The organism is Mycobacterium sp. E2238, assembly GCF_001672665.1.
Taxonomy (GTDB): Bacteria; Actinomycetota; Actinomycetes; order Mycobacteriales; family Mycobacteriaceae; genus Mycobacterium.
In genome coordinates this window covers 109,790-128,816 of sequence record NZ_LZKF01000258.1, presented here as the reverse complement: position 1 = coordinate 128,816, position 19,027 = coordinate 109,790, and the positions used below count along the sequence as shown (strand labels likewise).

Sequence of the window (19,027 nt, the reverse complement as noted above, 5' to 3'; positions counted from 1 at the left end):
CGATCCCGTCGGGGCCACCGGGTTTGAGCTCGGCGACCGAGGCCTCGCGCAGCGCCGCCGACAGCGTCGCCTCGTCCAGGCGGTCCAATTCGCCCTGCCCGAACAGCGCCCGGCTGGCGTGCTCGACCGCCTCGGTGGCCGCCTCGCCGTGCACCAGCACGGTCAGTTCGCGGGCGAGCCGGCGCTGGGCGGCGCGCTGCTGCGGTCGCTCGGCGGTCGCCCGCTCCAGCTCGGCGAGCTCGTCGGCCGACAGGAAGGTGAACCAACGCAGGTACCGGATCACGTCGGCGTCGGCGGTGTTGAAGAAGTACTGGTACCAGGCATACGGGGTGGTCATCGCCGGGTCCAGCCACAGGCTGCCGCCGCCGGTGGACTTGCCGAACTTGGTGCCGTCGGCCGCTGTCACCAGCGGGACGGTGAGCGCGTGCACCGTCGCGCCCAGCTTCTGGCGGACCAATCGCACACCGGCGATGATGTTGCCCCACTGATCGGAACCGCCGATCTGCAGCGTGCAGCCGTACCGGCGGTGCAATTCGACGTAGTCGTTGGCCTGAAGGAGCATGTAGCTGAATTCCGTGTAGGAGATGCCCTCGCCCTCCAGCCGCCGCCGGACGGTGTCGCGATCCAGCATGACGTTGACCGAGAAGTGCTTGCCGAGGTCACGCAGGAACTCGATGGCCGACAGCGGGGCCGTCCAGTCCAGGTTGTTGACGACGACCGCGCCCGTCTCGGATTCGTCGAAGTCGACGAAGCGCTCGAGCTGCCCGCGGATGCGCTCGGTCCAGTCGGCGACGACGTCCGCCTCGTTCAGGGTGCGCTCCCCGACGTCGCGCGGGTCACCGATCATGCCGGTGGCGCCGCCGGCGAGCACGATCGGGCGGTGGCCGGCGCGCTGGAAACGCCGCAGCGCCAGCAGCGGCACCAGGTGCCCCGCGTGCAGGCTGGCCGCGGTCGGGTCGAAGCCCGCGTACACCGTCAACGGCCCGCGCTGCGCCTCGGCCGCCAACGCGTCGAGGTCGGTGGACTGCGCGATCAGCCCACGCCAGCTCAGCTCGTCAAGGATCCCGGAAGACATCGCCGCCGACTTTAGTCGGTCCCGCGGCCACGATTCGCCCCTGCGCTGCTCGATAAGGCAAGCTAACGGCGCGGCGCATCGTCGCTTTTCCCTCAGCGCACCAAACAACGCGGAGCGTCATGGACAACCGGTACTGGCCGTTGGTGGTCGTGATCATCATGCTCGCCCTCGGGCTGACGCTCACGGTCGACGACTTCAAGCGGGCGGCCACGCTGCGCAAACCACTGGTCGTCGCGCTCGTCTGCCAGTCGCTGCTGCTCCCGTCGCTGTGCCTGGTCATCGCCGAGGCCTTCCACCTCGAGCCCCACCTGGCGGTCGGGCTGATGCTGATGGCCGCCACGCCCGGCGGGACGATGTCCAGCATCCTCAGCCACCTGTTCAACGGCGACTTGGCGCTCAACCTCACGCTGACGGCGATCAACGCCGTGCTGTCCATCATTGCCTTGCCCGCGATTCTGGCGGTGTCGATGACCTGGTTCCTCGGCAAAGGGCGGTTTCTCCCGCTGCAGCCCGACAAGTTCTTCGCGGTGATCGGCCTGGTCATAGTCCCCATCGCGATCGGGGTGGCCGTCCGCCACCGCTTTCCCGCACTGGCCCGGCGACTGCAGAAACCGGTCCGGATCGTCGCGCTCACGCTGCTCGTACTCGCCGTGCTCGGGGCCGTCGCCGGGGGACGAACGACGCTCTGGCACAACCTCGGCCTGCTGAGCGGAGCCGTCGTGGCCTTCTGCGCCGTGAGCCTGACGGTCGGCTATCTGGCGCCGCGCCTGATGCGGCTGGCTCCGCGGCAGGCCGTCGCGGTCAGCCTGGAGGTCGGCATGCACAACGCCGTGGTGGCGATGGGCGTCGCGTTGAGTCCGCAACTGCTGAACAGCGCCGAGATGGCCACGCCGGCCGCGATATACAGTGCCGTCGCGCCGCTGCTGGCCGTGGCGTTCGTGTTCCTGGCGCGGCGAGTGGACCCGGCGTTTCGTGCGGTCCCCGCACCGGCGGCCGCCTAGCCCTATGAAGGCGACCCGCTGCCGCTAGTCGCTGGTCCCCGGGGCGGGCGCCCGTGGGCTGCGCCGGTATGCCGACACTTCCGGGCGCCCGGGAAGCCAGAACCGCCACGGCCGGTCGGCGGCCTGGCTGACCCCCACCCGCGGGCCCGCCACGGGGGTCAGCGGCTCGTTGAGTTCCAGGGTGACCGGGTTGGCGGGGTCGAACAGGTCAATCCCGTTGTCGTCCATGGTGATTCCCAGGGCCGAACACAGATTGCCGGGCCCGCGCGCCAGCGCGGCCGCGCGAACCAGCTCGCCGCGCCGGGCGCGGGCGGTATCGGTGCCGTCCTCGAGGGCGGCGGCCCGCAACAGGACGGCCGCGGCGGTCCCGTCCGGCCCGCAGGAAACGTTGGCGCAGACGTGGATCCCGTGGCTGCGATAGGTGTAGAGGCGGCCGGGAGGCCCGAACATCACCGCGTTGCGCCCGCTGATGCCGCGATAGGAGTGCGCCGCGGCGTCCGGCCATGGGCCGTCCGGAACTCCGCCGTACGCCTCGACTTCCACGATGACGGCGCTGACGCCCCGCCCGGTGAGGGTGGCGCCGAGTAGCCGATGCGCGGCCGCGACGGGGTCGACGAGCAGCTGGCTTGCGGCCACCCACCGAACCTACCGGCAGCGCTGCCATGGCAGTATCCCGGTGTCCTGGGACCTGTGAAGGAGCACACAGCATGCATCCGATCGACCCCGCCGCCACCGCGTGGCTGCTGGCCAGCACCGCGCTGGTCCTCCTGATGACGCCCGGCCTGGCGATCTTCTACGGCGGCATGGTCCGCACCACCGGCGTGCTCAACATGATCATGATGAGCTTCATCTCCATCCCGCTGGTCACGGTGGCGTGGCTGTTGCTGGGCTACACCATCGCCTTCAGCGAGGACGGGGCGAGCGGGTTCCTCGGCAATCTCAGGCATGTCGGGATGCTGGGTATCACCCCGGACACCGCCCACGGCGCGGTTCCCGAACTCCTGTACGCAACGTTCCAGGTCACGTTCGCGATCATCACGGCCGCCCTGGTCAGCGGCGCCATCGCCGACCGCGCGAAGTTCGCCGCGTGGATGGTGTTCGTCCCGGTGTGGACGGTCGTCGTGTATTCGGTTGTGGCGCACTGGGTATGGGGGCCCGGCGGCTGGCTGGCCAAGATGGGCGTGCTGGACTACGCGGGCGGCCTCGTCGTCGAGATCGTGTCCGGTTCCTCGGCCCTGGCCCTGGCGCTGGTGCTCGGCCCCCGCATCGGCTTCAAGAAGGACGCCATGCGGCCGCACAACCTGCCGCTCGTGCTGCTCGGTGTCGGCCTGCTGTGGTTCGGCTGGTTCGGGTTCAACGCCGGGTCTGCGCTGGCCGCCAACGGCACCGCCGCTGCCATCTTCCTCAACACCCTCGTCGCCGGCTGCCTCGGCATGCTCGGCTGGCTGTCGGTCGAACAGGTCCGCGACGGCAGGCCCACGACGTTCGGCGCGGCGTCCGGGGTGGTGGCGGGGCTCGTCGCCATCACGCCGTCGTGCGGCACCGTCAACACGCTCGGGGCGGCGGTCGTCGGCCTCGCGGCCGGCGTCGTGTGTTCGTTCGCGGTCAGCGCGAAGTTTCGGTTCAACTACGACGATTCGCTCGATGTGGTCGGCGTGCACTTCGTCGGCGGGGTCGTCGGTGTGTCGTTGATCGGGCTGCTCGCCACGGCGGTCATGACGTCGGGCCCGCGGGGCCTCTTCTATGGGGGCGGCTTCACCCAGCTGGGCAAGCAGACGCTCGCGATCGTCGTCGTCGCGGTGTATGCGTTCGCCGTGTCGTTCGTGCTCGCGAAGCTGATCGACCGGGTGATGGGCTTCCGGGTCAGCGCGGAAGACGAGATCACCGGCGTCGACCTCACCCAGCACGCCGAGACGGCCTACGCCGAGGGCGTGCACGGACACCTGCCGCAGCGCCGCCCGGGATCGCCCGAACGTTCCCCGTAGCCCCTTGACAGCGCCGCGGCGCAGGCGGATATTCATCATATGATGACTTCATCAAATGATGAATTAATCTCGGCCCCGGCCGTCCGCATCGACCACCTGCGGGTGATCCGCGGCAAATGCACCGCACTGCACGACGTCTCGGTGCAGATTGGGCGGGGCAGCATCACCGGCCTGCTCGGCCCGTCCGGCTGCGGCAAGACCACCCTGATGCGCTGCATCGTCGGCACGCAGATCGTGACTGGAAATTCCAAGGGAGCCGTCACCGTGCTCGGCCACCCGGCCGGGTCGGCGGCGCTGCACCGCCGCGTCGGATACCTGCCCCAGGACCCGACCATCTACAACGACCTGCGGGTCGTCGACAACGTGCGGTACTTCGCCTCGCTATACGGTTTCGACCACCAGGCCGCCGACACCGCGATCGAGCGGGTCGGGCTGGCCGATCAACGAACCGCCTTCTGCGCCAACCTTTCCGGTGGTCAGCGCACCCGAGTGTCGCTGGCGTGCGCGCTGGTCTGCCAGCCCGACCTGCTCGTGCTCGACGAGCCCACGGTGGGTTTGGACCCGGTGCTGCGCGCGGATCTGTGGGGGCAGTTCGCCGACCTCGCCCGTGCCGGAACCACGCTGCTGGTGTCCAGTCACGTCATGGACGAAGCCGACCACTGCGGCGACCTGTTGCTGATGCGCGACGGACACCTGCTCGCGCACACCACCCCGGCCCGACTACGAGAGGACACCGGATGCACGTCACTGGAGGACGCGTTTCTGTCCATCATCAGGCGCACCACCATGCGCGAAGCCGGGTAGGGCTCAAGGGATACACCGCCACCACGACGCGGATCCTGCGCCAGCTGGCCGCCGACCACCGCAGCGTCGCGATGATTCTGTTCGTGCCGCTCTTGGTCATCTCGCTGATGTACTTCATGTTCCAGAACGCACCGCATCGGCCCGGCACCCCGGCACCGTTCAACAACGCCTGCCTGATCCTGCTGGGCCTCTTCCCGCTGTTCGTGATGTTCATCATCACGGCGATCACGATGCAGCGGGAACGGGCCTCCGGGACGCTGGAGCGCATCCTGACCACTCCCCTGCGCCGGTTCGACCTACTGATCGCCTACGGCACCGCGTTCTCGACGGCCGCTGCGGCACAAGCCATTCTGGCGTGCATCGTGTCGTTTTGGGCGCTCGGCTTCGACACCGCGGGCAGCCCCGCGTGGGTGTTCGTGATCGCGATCGTCAACGCCGTGTTGGGTGTGGGGCTGGGCCTGCTGTGTAGTGCCTTCGCGCGCACGGAGTTTCAGGCCGTGCAATTCATTCCGTTGGTGATGGTTCCGCAGTTGTTGCTGGCCGGGATCATCGTGCCGCGGGCGCTGATGCCACACTGGCTGCAGTGGATCAGCAACGTGATGCCGGCCAGCTACGCGCTGGAGGCCCTCCAGCAGGTGGGTGCGCACCCGCAGCTGACCTACATCGCGGTGCGCGACATCGTCGTCGTGCTCGGCTCCGCGCTCATCGCGCTGTGCCTGGCGGCGGCGACGCTGCGTCGGCGGACCGCCTAGTGGCGATCGCGAGCGCGGCGGGTCGCCACGGAGGGTCCTAGTGGCGGCCCCCAACACCCGGCGCCGTCGGCCGGGGCGCCCCGCCGGAAGCTCCGACACCCGCAACCGCATCCTGGCCAGCGCCCGAGAGTTGTTTGCCACCAATGGTATTGGCAATACCTCGATCCGTGCGGTAGCGGCCGCGGCGGGTGTGGATTCGGCGCTGGTGCATCACTATTTCGGCACCAAGGAGAAGCTGTTCGCCGCCGCCGTCCACATCCCGATCGACCCGATGGACATCATCGGCCCGCTGCGCGACGTGCCGATCGAGGAAGTCGGCTACCGGCTGCCGTCGATGTTGTTGCCGCTGTGGGATTCCGATTTGGGCACGGGCTTCATCGCCACGCTGCGGTCCGTCCTGGCCGGCTCGGAGGTCAACCTGTTCCGCACGTTCATCGAGGACGTGATCGGGGTGGAAGTTGGTCCGCGCGTTGACAATCCGCCCGGCAGTGGATTGATCCGCGTCCAGTTCGTCGCGTCGCAACTGGTCGGCGTGGTGATGGCGCGCTACATCCTGCGATTGGAGCCGTTCGCGTCGCTACCGGCCGATCAGGTCGCGCAAACCATCGCGCCGAACCTGCAGCGTTACCTCACCGGGGATCTGCCGGACGGCCTTGTGCCATGAGCCGGGCGTGCTCGTCGTCATCGACGTCTCGCGCCTCGTCGATGAGCAGCACCGGGATGCCGTCCTCGATGCGGTAGGCACGCCGCAACCGCGGGTTGTACAGCAATTCGTCGTCCACCAGCAGCAGCGGTCCCCGGTCGGCCGGGCAGACCAGGATTGCCAGCAGTGAGTCGTCAACCATCGGTGCGCCCGCTCAGCTCGGCCCGCACGCCGGCGGTCAGCTTTCGGAAGAAGTTGCTCTCGCCGTCGAAGTACCACACCTGGCGGCCCGGCTTGGGAATTCCCGCCGCGCGCAACGCGCTGACGGTCGGACGGTAGGTCGCGCTCAAAATCATCTCCGGACACACTTGGACGATGTCGGGACCCACCCCGATGGGAATCTTGGCCACGGCGTCGGTCAGGTCGGCCGCGGTGATGCTGGCCCCCGGAAGCAGCGTAACCGCCGCGACCGCCACCTCCCGGTCGCCCACCGGCACGTTGTAGGTCACCGCGAGGTCGACGCCGTTGATGCACCCCAGCGCGTCGGTGACCCGCTCGGCATACACCAGGCCCCGCGCGGTGTGGACCACCGAGCCGCGCCTGCCCGCCAACCAGAAGTCGCCGTCGTCGTCGCGATAGAACAGGTACTCCGTCGAGATCCAGGTGTCGCCGGCGGCGAAGACTCCCCGCTTGACCGACGCCGTCGGATCGATCGGGCCGTTGGACGCGGCGAGCAGCACCCCGACCTCTTTCGGCTCGGCCACCTGGACGAAGCCGCGGTCGTTCTCCAGGATCAGATCCTGCTCGGCGTCGTAGGCCGCCAGCTCGATACGCCCCGCGCCCGGCAGCGGTCGGCCCTTGCTGCCGATCTTGGCCCCAGACACATTGGCCAGCACCGCTTGCCCGTCGGTGGTCGCGAAGAACTCGACGACATGGGCGGGCGCAAACGCGTCGACGACCCGGCCCCACAGGCCCGTCGGCATGCCGGACCCGATGAACAGCCGCACCGGGTGGTTGCCGTGCAGCACGAACGCGGGGTCGTCGACGATCTCGCGGAGCATGGCCCAGGTGTAGGACACCACCGTGACGCCGTACTGCCGCACCTCCTGAACGAACCGGTCCCGGTCCAGTCCGCGGGACAACGCGATGCGGGTCCCGCCGACCACCGCGCCGCCGAGGCTGACCAGCAGCGCCGACTCGTGGTGCAGCGGGGTCAAGCAGTACACGGTGTCCCGGCGGTCCAGCGCGGCCGTCGAGGCGGTCCCGAACGCCGACACCGCCCACCGGTAGTTGGTGATCTGCTTGGCGACCAACTCGCCGCCGGCCGCACTGAACGCGATGAACGCCAAGTCCCGCGCCAGCCCCGGGTTGGGCCGGTACCAGCCGGGCAGCTCGACGGCGTCCGGGTCGATCCGCTCCATGTCGATGACGTCGCTGTCGTCGGGCAGATGCAGGTCCCGCGACTCGCCGCCGCCGAGCACCAGCACCTGCCGCAGCCCATCGCGGCCCGACGCCAGCACCGCCTCGAGGTTGGTGGGGTCGGTCAACAGCTCGGTCACGCCCCCGAGCCGAACCGACGCTGCCAGGTCGGCGTCCGGTCGCATCACCACCGCGACCGCGCCCAGCCGGGACAGCGCGGCGATGGCGACCAGCGCGCTGGGCCGCGTCTCCATCAGCACGCCGACCCGGTCGCCCTGCCGCACCCCGACCTCGATCAGGCCGCGGACGACGTTGTTGATCCGCCGGTTGACGGCCTCGTAGGTGTGCACGCGCCCGTCGAACAGCAGGAACTCGCCCCGCGGGGCGTCGTGCGCCTGTTCGTCGATGATGCGGCCCAGCGAGATTCGGGTGTGGTCGTTGATCTGTCCCAGCCGGACCAGCCGCGGCAGCGTCCGGGCCGTTTCTACGGCCAGGGTCCGCATCGACTTATTGGCCGCGACCACCGTGTTGGCCGCGCCGCGCACCACGCCCAGCGCCGCCTCGGAGACCTCCCCGATGCCGTGCACGAGCCGCGAGCTCAGCGCGACGCCGCTGTCGCTGTGCTCCTCGGGCTGGTCGGCCATCAGGTCGATGCTGTCCGGCTTGTCGCCGCCGGTGGAGAGCCATTGCACCCATTCGGCGACGGTCGGCCAGCTCTGCTGCGCCGCCTTCGATCCGACGACCAGGCCGAAATGCCCTGTGCGGATGCGACTTTCGTACACTTCGGCGTCGGGGGCCGCGCGCCGGATGCCGCGTACCGATGCCGGCTGCCCGATGTCGTCCACCTCGCCGACGAAGGCCAGCACGGGGCAGGTGATGTCGGTGAGCGTGACCATTTGCCCGTTGACGGCGAAGCCGCCGGTCATCATTCGGTTGTGGGCGATGAATTGTTTGAGCAGTTCGGAGATCGCCGGCCCGGACCAGGCGATCCAGCCTTCGCGCTCGAGGAACCGGCGCTGTTGTTCGCGCGGAAGTAGCGCCTCGCGGTCGTGCAGCTGGCGCACGAAATCCACTCGGGCCTTGGCGGTCTTGAGCGGGTCGAGCATCTGAAAGCCGGTGCGCGCCATCCAGCTGGGGATGTCCAGCCGGCTGAAGACGTGGTCGGCCATGAAGTTGGCGGCGGGCGCGGCGAAGTTCGCCGGGATGCCCATCGGCAGGGCGGCCAGGGTGTCCACCGGCGAACCGAAGGTGACGATGCTGGCCAGGCTTTTCGAACGCCGGTACGCGGCGACCTGGTAGCACCACATGCCACCCTGCGAATACCCGACCAGATGGACGTCGCTTCCGGTGACGTCCCTGACGGTGTCGATCGCCTGGCTGAGCGCGACGATGTGGTCGGCCAGCGTGCGGCGCATGCCGCCTTCGACCTTGTCGGGTTCGCCGAAGTCGATGACCCAGGGATCCAGCCCGTTGGCGTGCAGGATGCCGACCGCGCCGTCCTCGCGCGTGACGTCCCACATGTCCGCCGACATCATCATCGGGTGCACCATCAGCACCGGCGGGCCGACCCGCGGCTTGTCCGGGCGGCTGTCGGGCGGGAAATAGCGTCGGAGCTTGTACATCGGTACGCTCTCGACGATCTGCGAAGGCGACGGCACGGTGCCGGTTTCCAAGCCCCCCAGTCGCAAGACCTCGAGCCCGTTCTGCGCCGTAGCTATCAGGCGCTCGACCGGTCGCGTGACAATCGACAAGTTGAGATCCACGGCCGCTCCCTAATGTCTTGACAGCTCCGACATCATGGCACACCCGCGGGCTCGGCGGTCCTGGCCAGGCGATTTACCTCGGGGCGGTCAGCCGCCGCAGTCGTGCGGGTCGACCTTCGGCCCCGGTCGGGCTCCGTCCGGGGCCGCCGCGCCTGGGGAGTCCGGCGTGCTCGAGGCTCGCCCCGCTAATGACCGGAGCAGCGATCCGTTCGTCCGGCACGCCAACCCAAACTTCCGCTGCCATATCCCATAACGATTACGAACGCACAACGACTTCGGCGGCTCGACCAGCAAATTCCGGGAGCGGGATCGGGCCGCGCATACGGTGTCGCACGTGTGGCCGGTAGCCGTGGTCGTCCGTCGCGCTGCGATCGTCGCTTCGTGCGTCGTCTTTGCGGTGATCTCGGCACCGCCGACGGCCGCCGACCCCGACGCGGAAAACGTTGCCGCGGTAACGCCGGACGACGGGCGGGTGCCCTCGTCCGAACCGGTGACCTACACGACGCCGGAAGGCTGGACCCTCACCCTCGGGGCGCGGGACGAGTCGCAAGTTCCCATCGCGCCGTTGACCACCGCGCTATCGTCTCGCGAATACCTCGCCCGCGGAACGTTTGCCGCCTCGCTGGACGGGCTCGAAAATCCCCACGGCACCCTCGAGGTGGGTTACGAGATCGGCTGCGGCATCGACATGAGCACGTCCAACGGCGTCACCCTCGGCGGCAACGCCGGCGTGACCCCCGGCCTGGGCTTGGCGGGCGTGTTTACCGGTGCGCCGACGCCGGTGCCGTTGGTCACCACCCCGATGAACGGCCTGATCACCGTGGGCCTCAAGCCGGGTGTCGTAGTCGTAGTACCGGTGGCCAAGAAGGAGTTCACGGGCCCGAATCCGCGGGTCATCGTCACCGGATTCCACGTCAAAATCGATGGGTGCGTGGGTCAGTCGTTCATCCGGTCCTACGCGACGCTGACCCAAGTGACCGACGAATCCGACGTGGTGCTGTCCTACGTCGGCGTCACCAAAACCGTGTGAACGGCGGAGCGCCCTAGAAGGGTGGGGGCTCGTCGTCCGGCGGTGCGGGGCCGCGTGCGGTGGGTTGGGTTGCCAGTCGGGCGTCGCGGTTGTGGTGACGTTCGGTGGCGATGCGCTGGGCCCGGTTCTGGGCGCGGGTGCGGGTGCGCCGGGGCATCATCGCGGTGCGGCCCCCGCAGCGCTCGGGTGCCGTGGGTGCCGGGAGGTCGCCGGTGGGCGCGCACAGGCTGGGGAACAGCAGCGCGCTGCCCGGGGTGGTGACGTAGGTGTGCCCGGCGGGCAGCCGCCAGATGAGGGTGCCGTCGGGCAACAAGCTGAGATATAGGACCACCGATGTCACCCTCGGCAAGTATTCTCGGGTTTACTACAGGGAGGTCTGTGAAAATTGCTAAGGAAGTTTGTCTACCTCGATACCGCTTCGCTCGCCGAATATACGGCGACGTTGGAAGGTGGGTTGATCGCCGAGACCAAGATGCGTTCCTCGAAGAAGGGCTCGAAGGGCGGGAAGCTGGCCGCCAAAGTGCTTGAGGGGTCTCTGAGTTCGGACAATGAGACAGAGCACACGTGGGACATGTCCGACACCGCCGAAGCTCAATTCGAGCGTCTACTAGACGCAGCCAACGCCGACGCCGACGCCATTGGATGGATCGATGTCATGGAACCCGACGGCGCCTTCGCCTCGGCAAACATCGGCGAGTTCATCTCGTGGGAGTGCGACGCCTACATACCGGAAATTTTCAACATCATCGCCGCGACGGGTTCGGGCGTCCGCAATCTCAATCTCGCCGAAAGCATCCTGGACACCATGAAGAAGGGCGTCGATGAAGCAGCTGCTGCGCACACTGAGATTCCGCCAGAGACGACCAACAAGTTGATCACGATGGGCATCCAGCTCGATGCGGTGAAGGGGATTCTCAACCACCTGCAGTCGCCGCGAAAAGTTGTCGGCGAAGATTCCGAGGTAACCAGTTGGAAGGTGTTCGGGGAGTTGACAGACGAGCACATGCGCGAGACGGAGATCGATGATCGCCTGGTCATCGTGGGGAAGATTAAGCGAAGGCTGAACGACGGCAAGTGGCGGCCACTCGTTGATATTCGCGGCTTGGACTATCCCAATCGTGCGGAGCGCCGTAAGCGATTGCACGAGATTGTGCCCAACCCAGGCCAGGAGGAGCACTTTGTGCAGGGGCCTGCGCTAGAGCTGGACGTACTGGCTATCTACCGCTGAACACCCGATCAGGGCCGCTAAATAGCCCCGACCAGCGCGGCGCTGAGGCGCTGTCGTTAACCGCCAGTTCCAGTTCCCCGGCTGCGATCAACAACCGCCCGGTGCGGCACGACAGCCCATAGAAGAGTTGTTCGGGCCGCCCGGCCGCACCAGGCACCCACAAAGTCAGACGCCGCTCGGCGCTCGCAGGTTCCACATCTCCCCCAACACCCGGCTATCTTTCCTGCCCCGCCTCCACAACCAGCCCGAGAGGCCGCGCTATGGTGCCGATTATGGCCGCCGAACTGGACTACGCGTTCATCGCGGAATACGCCAAGGTCGAAGGCGGAAAGCTGACAGCGGTCGGCGCAAGCTATATCGACATCCGCCCGCCAACGCTTCCCGCACAACACATTCTGTACCTCGCCGGCCGCGTCCGCGCCCCCGAGGACACCGAAACAATCATCCTGAAACTCCGCATCGACCCACCCGGCAACGTCAACATCGTCATAGACGGCACCATCACCATCGGGCCGGAAGACCCGCGCTACGCCGGGAAAGTCGCCGCCATGTTCGCCGCCTCGGCCGCCGTCCCGTTACTCAGCGCCGGTCTATGCGAGATTTCTGTCGAGGTTGACGGCGTGCCGCAACGCAGGTTGGCTTACGAGATCATCGCCCCGCAGTAATGCCCCCCTCAACACCACCAATCACCCTGGTCATCGTTGGCCACCCACGACGCCGGATGCAGGAACGCGGCATCACCGAAGACGACATCAAGAACGCCATTCAAACGTGCTACTCCGACCAACCGGCGAACGACGGCGCGTTTCGCCACCTGGGGTACGGGATGGATGGACAAAGCGTTCTCAAGGTGTGGACGATGCCGCCGTTGTCCCACGCAGGCCGTATCGTGGTGAAATCGGCAGCATGGAAGGGGACGCCGTGATCACTCTCAGCGTTGATACCTCCGTGGGCGCGGCGTACATCCGGCTCACCGATGAACCCATCGCCGAGACGGTGGAAGAGACGTCGGACATTCAGGTCGACATCGACGCGACCGGGGCCGTCGTCGGCATTGAAGTCCTCAACTTGTCCGCGGACCTGCCGGTCGAATCCCTATCGGAGAAATTTCACTTCAGCGACCCCAACCATGTCTTGGCTCTCTCGCAGGTCAAGCACGCAATTCATGCCGCGATGTTCTCCCAGGGGCCGGGACCGTCGTTGGTTCCGCCGATGCAGCAGTTTCAAGCTGCTGTGTAGTGACCCAAATGGATTACCTGACAGCAGGGCGGGGTGCCGGTCGGCGCTGGTGATGACTCCCGGCGCTGACAGTGCGCATGGCTAACCCATCGCCCGTACTGCGTGGAATCCCCAGGCGGTTGACGCCGGCCCGGAACCTCGCCCCGATTCGAAAGCTGCTCAGGGGCAGTTTATCTCTGCGGAATTCAACGCGGGGGATTTTTTGCGGCAGTGCAAGAGTTGCCGCGCCCCGACGCCAAGGGGTCACCCCCCCAACCCCACCAGCCACTTCTCATCAACTGCGAGAATCGCAGTTGCTACAGCCCTCCGCTCACCACTCACGCGCATGACTCACCTGTCGGGCGGCGATCTGCTCGGGCGACAGCGCCGGGGCGGCGTCCGCGATCGCGCGCACGCGGGCGTCCCACGCCGCTCGCTCGGCGGCACGGGTCGGGTGGTCGCGCTCGACTTAGGCCTGCAAGTCTTCGAGGGTGAACCGGAACTGCTGCCCAACCTTAAAGCCGCACAGGTTCCCCACGGTGGTATTCGCGGCGCACCGTCGCGCGGCAGCAGCCAAGAAACCTTGCCGCACCGTCGATTCCGACCTGCTCGTCGCGCCAGCCCCAGAACGTCTTGAGCAAATGATGTTGGCGGCAAAGACATTTGAGGTTCGACGAATGCGTCGGGCCGCCATCGGCGTACGGGATCGTATGGTCGATGTCGCAGTCGACGGCCGGCCGGTCACACCCCGGCGCCCGACACGTCAGGTCCCGGCACCGCACGAAATCGGCCAGCCGGGCCGAGGGGATGTAGCGCGGTTCGGCCCGCTCCCCCGAATCGCGGCACCGCAATACCAGCAAGTCCGCCACCGCCCCCAGCCGTTCCGCTGCCGCCCGGGCCTCGGCACGCCCGGCCGCCCGCACCCGAGCCAGCAATACCGCCGACTCCGGGGTGGACCGCGACGCCAACGCATATTCGAACATAGGTTCGATAGTAGATCGACGGTCCGACAAGTTCGAGCGACACCGCTAGTCCCAGATCCACCGACGGTTTGCGCCGATCGAAAGCGGGTACGCACCCCATGCGCTTCGGTCACGACGCGCCGTCGGGACCACCTCGGTTGAAACACACAGCTGGGCGCTAACCAGTTCTCTGGCAGCCATCGCGAATCTTCATCGCGTGGTGGCTGCTCGAGCGTGTTTCGTTTCAGAAGTGAGGTGACGGATGGGCATGACGGCGGGAGATCTCCGCTGCGGGCGGCTCCCAGTGTCTGATCGCCCGAAACCCGAACGCGCTTGCCTCGCAATACCTTTCGTACGTCCGCGTCGATCAGTGCGCGGAACCGAGCCATGACGCAGGCCAATCGACGAGCTAGGAAGGGAAACCAAATGTTGTTGTTAGGCAACGGAGGAGGCGAGGCCCAACACCTCGCCGAGCGGGCGTTGTACGACGTCGCGCACGGTCGCTTCGAACGCTCGCTGTCCGGGCTGACGGCCATCGCGGCCGTCGTCACGACGGCCGAAATCTATTTCGAGCACTACAAGGCCAGCTTCGGCAACAAGTGGATGTGGAGCCCGATCGTGGTGACGCCGCCGGTGGTGGTGGCCGGGGTCGGCGGGGTGTTCTCCCGGCGCTGGGCCAAAACGTGGCTCCCGATCACCGCGGGGATCTACACCGCCAACGGCCTGATGGGCGAATACCTGCATGCCCGCGGCGTCGCGCGCAAGCCGGGCGGCTGGAAGAACGCGTCCTACAACGTGCCCATGGGGCCGCCGATCGCGGCGCCCGGGTTGATGTGCATGGTCGGGGGGATGGGCCTGCTGGCCTCGGTCCTGCGTCGCGAGCGGTTCCGGGGCTGAGCGGCGATGGCGGACACCTCGCGCCCCGACCACCTGCCCAACCTGCGCGCGGATCGCAAACCGCCGCACCCGTCCTGGCTGCCCAAGCAACGCCGTGGCGTCACGCCCCAAATGATCGGCCGCTACCCGGATTACGACGTGCTGGAAACGACCGACACGTGGGACGGCGCCACCAAGAAGGTGGTGCTGGCCCGGCTGGAACCGCCCGGCCCGCTGCGGTTCTTCACGCCGGAGGAGGAGCCGTGCCTGCGGGCGTTCTGCGACACGGTGCTGGCTCAGGACCGCGAGCCACGAGTGCCCGTGCCCGAGTCCGTCGATTCCAAGCTCGCCGACGGCCGCCTCGACGGCTACCAGTACGCCGACATGCCCGACGACCGCGACACGTGGCGGCTGGTGCTGCGCGCGCTCGACGAGACCGCGTCCCGCCGGTACAGCAAGACCTTCGCCGAAGCCGACCCGGACGCCCGCGAAGCGATCATCGACGAGTTCTCGCAGGGCGCCCTGGAGGGCGGGAGCTGGGAACGCCTCAACGTCAAACGCGCGTGGTCGGTGTGCATGCGAATGACGTTGTCCGGGTTCTACTCCCACCCGTGGGCGTGGAACGAGATCGGCTTCGGGGGTCCGGCCTACCCGCGCGGGTTCATGCGCCTCGGCGGTGCCACCGGACCCGCCGCCGCGCGCGAACCGTTCGAAACCCCGGGCGCCACCGACGAGGACCCGGTCCGCGTGGTCCAAGAGGGAGAGTTGTGATGGGCGACCGACTCCGCGGGCTATTCAAAGGCGCGATCGGGCCGAAGGACAACGAGTCCCGGTTCCTGCTCGACGTGCACTCGCGCGACCTGCCCGGCGAAAAGACCATGCAACGCTACAGCGACGACGACGAGGTCGACCTCGTGGTCGTCGGTGCCGGCGCCGGCGGATCCGTGCTCGCGCAACGGCTGGCGCGGGCCGGCTGGCGGGTCGTGATCCTCGAGGCGGGGCCGTTCTGGCATCCCGACGAGGACTGGGTCTCCGACGAGGCGGGATCGCACTCCCTGTACTGGACGCAGAAGCGGATCATCGGCGGCGACGACCCGATCGAGCTGGGCAAGAACAACTCCGGGCGAGGGGTCGGCGGTTCGATGGTGCACTACGCCGGCTACACGCCGCGGTTCCATCCCAGCGACTTCCGCACCTACACCCTCGACGGGGTCGGAGCGGACTGGCCGATCGGCTACGAAGACGTCCGCCCCCATTACGAGCGGATCGAGCTCGAGTTGCCGGTGGCCGGGCAGAACTGGCCCTGGGGCTACCCACATCGGTATCCCTTTTCCCCGCACCCGATTTCGGGTGCCGCGGCCAAGCTGTGGCGCGGGGCGATGCAGCTCGGCATCGAGATGCGGGTCGGGCCCGTCGGCATCGTCAACGGCACCTTCGGTAACCGCCCGCACTGCATCTACCGCGGCTACTGCTTACAGGGTTGCAAGGTCAACGCGAAAGCCAGCCCGTACGTCACGCACCTGCCCGACGCCTTGGCCCACGCCGTGGAGATCCGCGCCAATTGCATGGCCGCCCGCGTCGAGCTCGACGAGGCCGGCTCCGCGCGCGGGGTGGTCTACTACGACGAGACCGGCGGCACCGAGCGGCTGCAGCGGGCCAAGGTCGTCGCGGTCGCCGGGTATTCCATCGAAACGCCGCGCCTGCTGCTGAACTCGGCGTGCGATCGCTTCCCGAATGGGCTGGGCAACAACGACGACCAGGTCGGGCGTTACGTGATGGTGCAGGGCGCCACCCAGTCCGCGGGTCGGTGGTCGGAAGAGGTCCGGATGTACAAGGCCCCGCCACCGGAGGTGTCCTCGGAGCAGTTCTACGAGACCGACTCCTCGCGCGGGTTCGCCCGCGGCTTCGCCATCCAGACGGTTTCGCCGCTGCCCATCGGGTGGGCCGAACATGTGCTCGCCGACGGCCATTGGGGCCGCGCGCTGCGCGAATACATGCGCGACTACAACCACTGGGCGACCATCGGTGTGCTCAACGAGCTGCTGCCGTGTCCGGACAATCGGGTCACCCTCGCCCAGGAGACGGACACCTACGGCATCCCGGTGGCCCGGTTCGACTACACGTTGTGCGACAACGACAAGGCCAACATGGCCTACTCCACCAACGTGATCGGCGACATCCTGCACGCTGCCGGCGCCCAGGACGTGCTGACCATCGAGCGGTTCGCCCACCTGATCGGCGGCGCCCGGATGGGCACCCGCCCGGACAACTCCGTGGTCGACTCCGATCACCGGGTGTGGGGCGTGCCTAACCTGTTTCTGGCCGACGGCTCGGTGTGTCCGACGCAGGGCTCGGCGAACCCGGCGCTGACCATCATGGCGCTGGCCTCCCGGCTCGCCGAACGGCTGGCGACCGGCAAGATCGACAGCGCCGCCCCGGCCAGGCGCCCATCGGAGGCGGGGGTCCGTGGCTGACCGCACGATCGACATCGAGGCGACCTTCTCGCCGCGGGTGTTGCGCGAGTACGCCCTGCTCGCCGACGGCGAGCGGGGTGCCCTGCTCGGGCCGCAGGGCGACGTCGCGTGGATGTGCGCGCCGCGCTGGGATTCCGACGGCGTGTTCTCCAATCTCATTGGGGGCGGCGGCGTTTACGCGATCACCCCGACCGACGTCCGGCATGTGTGGGGCGGCTATTACGAGCCGGGCAGCCTGATCTGGCGCAATCGCTGGATCACCCGCGACGGCATCGTGGAGTGCCGCGAGGCGCTGGCCTTCCCGGGCGATCCCGACCGGGTGGTGCTGCTGCGCCGCCTCATCGGCTGCCGCGGGACCGCGCGCGTGCGAGTGGTGCTGCAGCCGAGTGCGGAGTTCGGCCGGCACGGTCCCGGCGACATGAGCGTCGACGGCGGGGTATGGAGCGGAAAGTCGGGGCGGTTGCGCTGGCGCTGGCTGGGCGGCTGCGACGTGCGGTCCGTGAAGGCGGCGCGCGGGCGCGGCGAACTGCTCACGTGCGAGATCATCGTCGACGAGGGCGGTCAGCACGACTTCGTGCTGGAGCTCTCCGAGCGGACTCTCCCCGACCTGCCGCCCGACGCCGACATCACCTGGGACGCAACGGAAGCCGCCTGGCATCGCAGCATGCCCGAGCTGAACTGCAGCATCGCGCCCCGCGACGGGCGGCATTCCTACGCGGTGCTGCGCGGGCTGACCAGCAGCGGCGGCGGCATGGTGGCCGCCGCCACGATGAGCCTGCCCGAACGCGCCCACACCAACCAGAACTACGACTACCGCTACGCGTGGATCCGCGATCAGGTCTACGCCGGCATCGCCGCGGCGACCGTGGGGGCGACCGAGTTGCTCGACTGCGCGGTCGAATTCGTCGGGGCCCGGCTGCTCGAACACGGTCCCGATCTCAAGCCGGCCTACACCGTCACGGGTGACAGCGTGCCCGGCGAGGAGACGCTCGACCTGCCGGGCTACCCCGGGGGCGCCGACAAGGTGGGCAACTGGGTCAACCAGCAATTCCAGCTCGACGTCTTCGGCGAGGCGCTGCAGCTGCTGGCATGGGCGGCCAACGCCGACCGGCTCGACGCCGACGGCTGGCGCGCCGCGCAGACCGCCATCGGCGCCATCGAAAAGCGCTGGCGCGAACCGGATGCGGGCATCTGGGAGATCGACGACGAGCACTGGACGCAGTCCCGCCTGGCGTGCGTGGCCGGGCTACGCGCCATCGCGAAGGTTTCCGGCGGCGGCCACGAGGTGGCAGCCTGCGCGTCGCTGGCCGACGCGATCCTGGCCGACACCGCGGCCAGCAGCCTGCACCCGCACGGCGGCTACTGGCAACGCAGCCCGCGGCTGCCCGGCGTCGACGCGTCGCTGCTGCTGCCACCCGTGCGCGGCGCCGTGCCCGCCGACGACCCGCGCACCCGGGCCACACTGGACGCCGTCCGCAAGCAGCTCAGCCACGACGGGTTCGTGTACCGCTTCCGGCACGACGAGCGCGACCTCGGTGACGCCGAGGGCGCCTTCCTGCTCTGCGGATTCATGATGGCGCTCGCCGAACATCAACTGGGGCACGCCCATTGCGCGATGCGCTGGTTCGAACGCAACCGCGCCGCCTGCGGGCCCCCCGGCTTGTTCTGCGAGGAATACGACGTCCGGCAGCGCCAGCTCCGCGGCAACCTCCCCCAGGCGTTCGCGCACGCGCTGATGCTGGAATGCACGGCCACCCTCGCCGACGACGCCGACCACGGCTGAACGAAAGGAGATCT

Annotated in this window: 18 protein-coding genes and 2 pseudogenes; 14 read left to right on the top strand and 6 right to left on the bottom strand. The window is 68.2% G+C overall.

What is annotated here, in order from left to right; genetic code table 11:
* On the bottom strand, window positions 1-1,075 hold a 1,075-nt coding region (tyrS, locus tag A5711_RS25215; protein WP_067951294.1), incomplete at its 3' end, for a tyrosine--tRNA ligase.
* 77 nt (window positions 1,076-1,152) lie between these two features.
* Between tyrS and A5711_RS25210 the strand changes: the two genes are divergently transcribed.
* On the top strand, window positions 1,153-2,076 hold the full coding sequence (locus A5711_RS25210; RefSeq protein ID WP_369829962.1) for a bile acid:sodium symporter family protein: 924 nt from the start codon (window positions 1,153-1,155) through the stop codon (window positions 2,074-2,076).
* Window positions 2,077-2,100: 24 nt separating this feature from the next.
* Here the strand turns inward: A5711_RS25210 and A5711_RS25205 are convergent, their stop codons facing one another.
* A complete protein-coding gene (locus A5711_RS25205) occupies window positions 2,101-2,712 on the bottom strand; it encodes a DNA-3-methyladenine glycosylase (protein ID WP_067951291.1) in 612 nt (203 codons plus the stop codon).
* 71 nt (window positions 2,713-2,783) lie between these two features.
* Here A5711_RS25205 and A5711_RS25200 point away from each other — a divergent pair, with 71 nt between their 5' ends.
* Genes A5711_RS25200 through A5711_RS25185 form a run of 4 tightly spaced genes read left to right on the top strand, consistent with a single transcriptional unit; the run spans window position 2,784 to window position 6,281 of the window.
* Window positions 2,784-4,061, top strand: a complete 1,278-nt coding sequence (locus tag A5711_RS25200) for an ammonium transporter (RefSeq protein ID WP_067951289.1) — start codon at window positions 2,784-2,786, stop codon at window positions 4,059-4,061.
* A 39-nt stretch (window positions 4,062-4,100) separates the two neighbouring features.
* On the top strand, window positions 4,101-4,865 hold the full coding sequence (locus tag A5711_RS25195) for an ABC transporter ATP-binding protein (RefSeq protein WP_067951287.1): 765 nt from the start codon (window positions 4,101-4,103) through the stop codon (window positions 4,863-4,865).
* A complete protein-coding gene (locus A5711_RS25190; protein ID WP_082975843.1) occupies window positions 4,799-5,617 on the top strand; it encodes an ABC transporter permease in 819 nt (272 codons plus the stop codon). Before A5711_RS25195 ends, A5711_RS25190 begins: the two co-directional genes overlap by 67 nt.
* 40 nt (window positions 5,618-5,657) lie before the next feature.
* Window positions 5,658-6,281 (top strand): TetR/AcrR family transcriptional regulator, encoded by a 624-nt coding sequence (locus tag A5711_RS25185; protein WP_067951284.1) that lies wholly within the window; start codon window positions 5,658-5,660, stop codon window positions 6,279-6,281.
* Here A5711_RS25185 and A5711_RS25180 read toward each other — a convergent pair.
* Window positions 6,247-6,462: a Trm112 family protein gene (locus A5711_RS25180; RefSeq protein ID WP_067951283.1), complete on the bottom strand. Its 216-nt coding sequence runs from the start codon at window positions 6,460-6,462 to the stop codon at window positions 6,247-6,249. The genes A5711_RS25185 and A5711_RS25180 overlap by 35 nt on opposite strands.
* The gene (locus A5711_RS25175) at window positions 6,455-9,442 is read right to left on the bottom strand and encodes an acyl-CoA synthetase (RefSeq protein ID WP_067951281.1); all 2,988 of its coding nucleotides are present in this window, start codon (window positions 9,440-9,442) and stop codon (window positions 6,455-6,457) included. Before A5711_RS25175 ends, A5711_RS25180 begins: the two co-directional genes overlap by 8 nt.
* A gap of 349 nt (window positions 9,443-9,791) precedes the next feature.
* On the opposite strand from A5711_RS25175, the gene A5711_RS25170 reads away from it, so the two are divergent.
* Window positions 9,792-10,472 (top strand): MspA family porin, encoded by a 681-nt coding sequence (locus tag A5711_RS25170; protein ID WP_067951310.1) that lies wholly within the window; start codon window positions 9,792-9,794, stop codon window positions 10,470-10,472.
* A 13-nt stretch (window positions 10,473-10,485) separates the two neighbouring features.
* Here A5711_RS25170 and A5711_RS25165 read toward each other — a convergent pair.
* Window positions 10,486-10,782, bottom strand: a pseudogene (locus tag A5711_RS25165) (hypothetical protein); the annotation flags it as partial.
* Between the two features lie 75 nt (window positions 10,783-10,857).
* Between A5711_RS25165 and A5711_RS25160 the strand changes: the two are divergent.
* The 4 genes from A5711_RS25160 (at window position 10,858) to A5711_RS25145 (ending at window position 12,939) form a co-directional block, all read left to right on the top strand.
* On the top strand, window positions 10,858-11,700 hold the full coding sequence (locus A5711_RS25160; protein WP_067951280.1) for a hypothetical protein: 843 nt from the start codon (window positions 10,858-10,860) through the stop codon (window positions 11,698-11,700).
* A 272-nt stretch (window positions 11,701-11,972) separates the two neighbouring features.
* Window positions 11,973-12,365: a hypothetical protein gene (locus tag A5711_RS25155; protein ID WP_067951278.1), complete on the top strand. Its 393-nt coding sequence runs from the start codon at window positions 11,973-11,975 to the stop codon at window positions 12,363-12,365.
* Complete coding sequence (locus A5711_RS28130; protein WP_082975841.1) at window positions 12,365-12,625, top strand: DUF4258 domain-containing protein; 261 nt, start codon at window positions 12,365-12,367, stop codon at window positions 12,623-12,625. The genes A5711_RS25155 and A5711_RS28130 overlap by 1 nt, the downstream gene beginning before the upstream one ends.
* Window positions 12,553-12,939, top strand: coding sequence for a DUF2283 domain-containing protein (locus A5711_RS25145; protein ID WP_231987547.1), 387 nt, complete (start codon window positions 12,553-12,555; stop codon window positions 12,937-12,939). Before A5711_RS28130 ends, A5711_RS25145 begins: the two co-directional genes overlap by 73 nt.
* Window positions 12,940-13,520: 581 nt before the next feature.
* Here A5711_RS25145 and A5711_RS27085 read toward each other — a convergent pair.
* Window positions 13,521-13,742: pseudogene (locus tag A5711_RS27085) on the bottom strand (HNH endonuclease signature motif containing protein); the annotation flags it as partial.
* A 564-nt stretch (window positions 13,743-14,306) separates the two neighbouring features.
* Here A5711_RS27085 and A5711_RS25135 point away from each other — a divergent pair.
* Genes A5711_RS25135 through A5711_RS25120 form a run of 4 tightly spaced genes read left to right on the top strand, consistent with a single transcriptional unit; the run spans window position 14,307 to window position 19,013 of the window.
* A complete protein-coding gene (locus A5711_RS25135) occupies window positions 14,307-14,777 on the top strand; it encodes a hypothetical protein (protein ID WP_067951271.1) in 471 nt (156 codons plus the stop codon).
* A gap of 6 nt (window positions 14,778-14,783) precedes the next feature.
* Window positions 14,784-15,527 carry a gluconate 2-dehydrogenase subunit 3 family protein gene (locus A5711_RS25130; RefSeq protein ID WP_067951269.1) on the top strand — a complete coding sequence of 248 codons (744 nt, stop codon included), beginning with the start codon at window positions 14,784-14,786 and terminating at the stop codon, window positions 15,525-15,527.
* A complete protein-coding gene (locus A5711_RS25125) occupies window positions 15,527-17,230 on the top strand; it encodes a GMC family oxidoreductase (RefSeq protein ID WP_067951268.1) in 1,704 nt (567 codons plus the stop codon). Before A5711_RS25130 ends, A5711_RS25125 begins: the two co-directional genes overlap by 1 nt.
* Entirely contained in the window at window positions 17,223-19,013 is a 1,791-nt protein-coding gene (locus tag A5711_RS25120; RefSeq protein WP_067951266.1) for a glycoside hydrolase family 15 protein, read from the top strand. The genes A5711_RS25125 and A5711_RS25120 overlap by 8 nt, the downstream gene beginning before the upstream one ends.
* Window positions 19,014-19,027 lie beyond the last annotated feature (14 nt).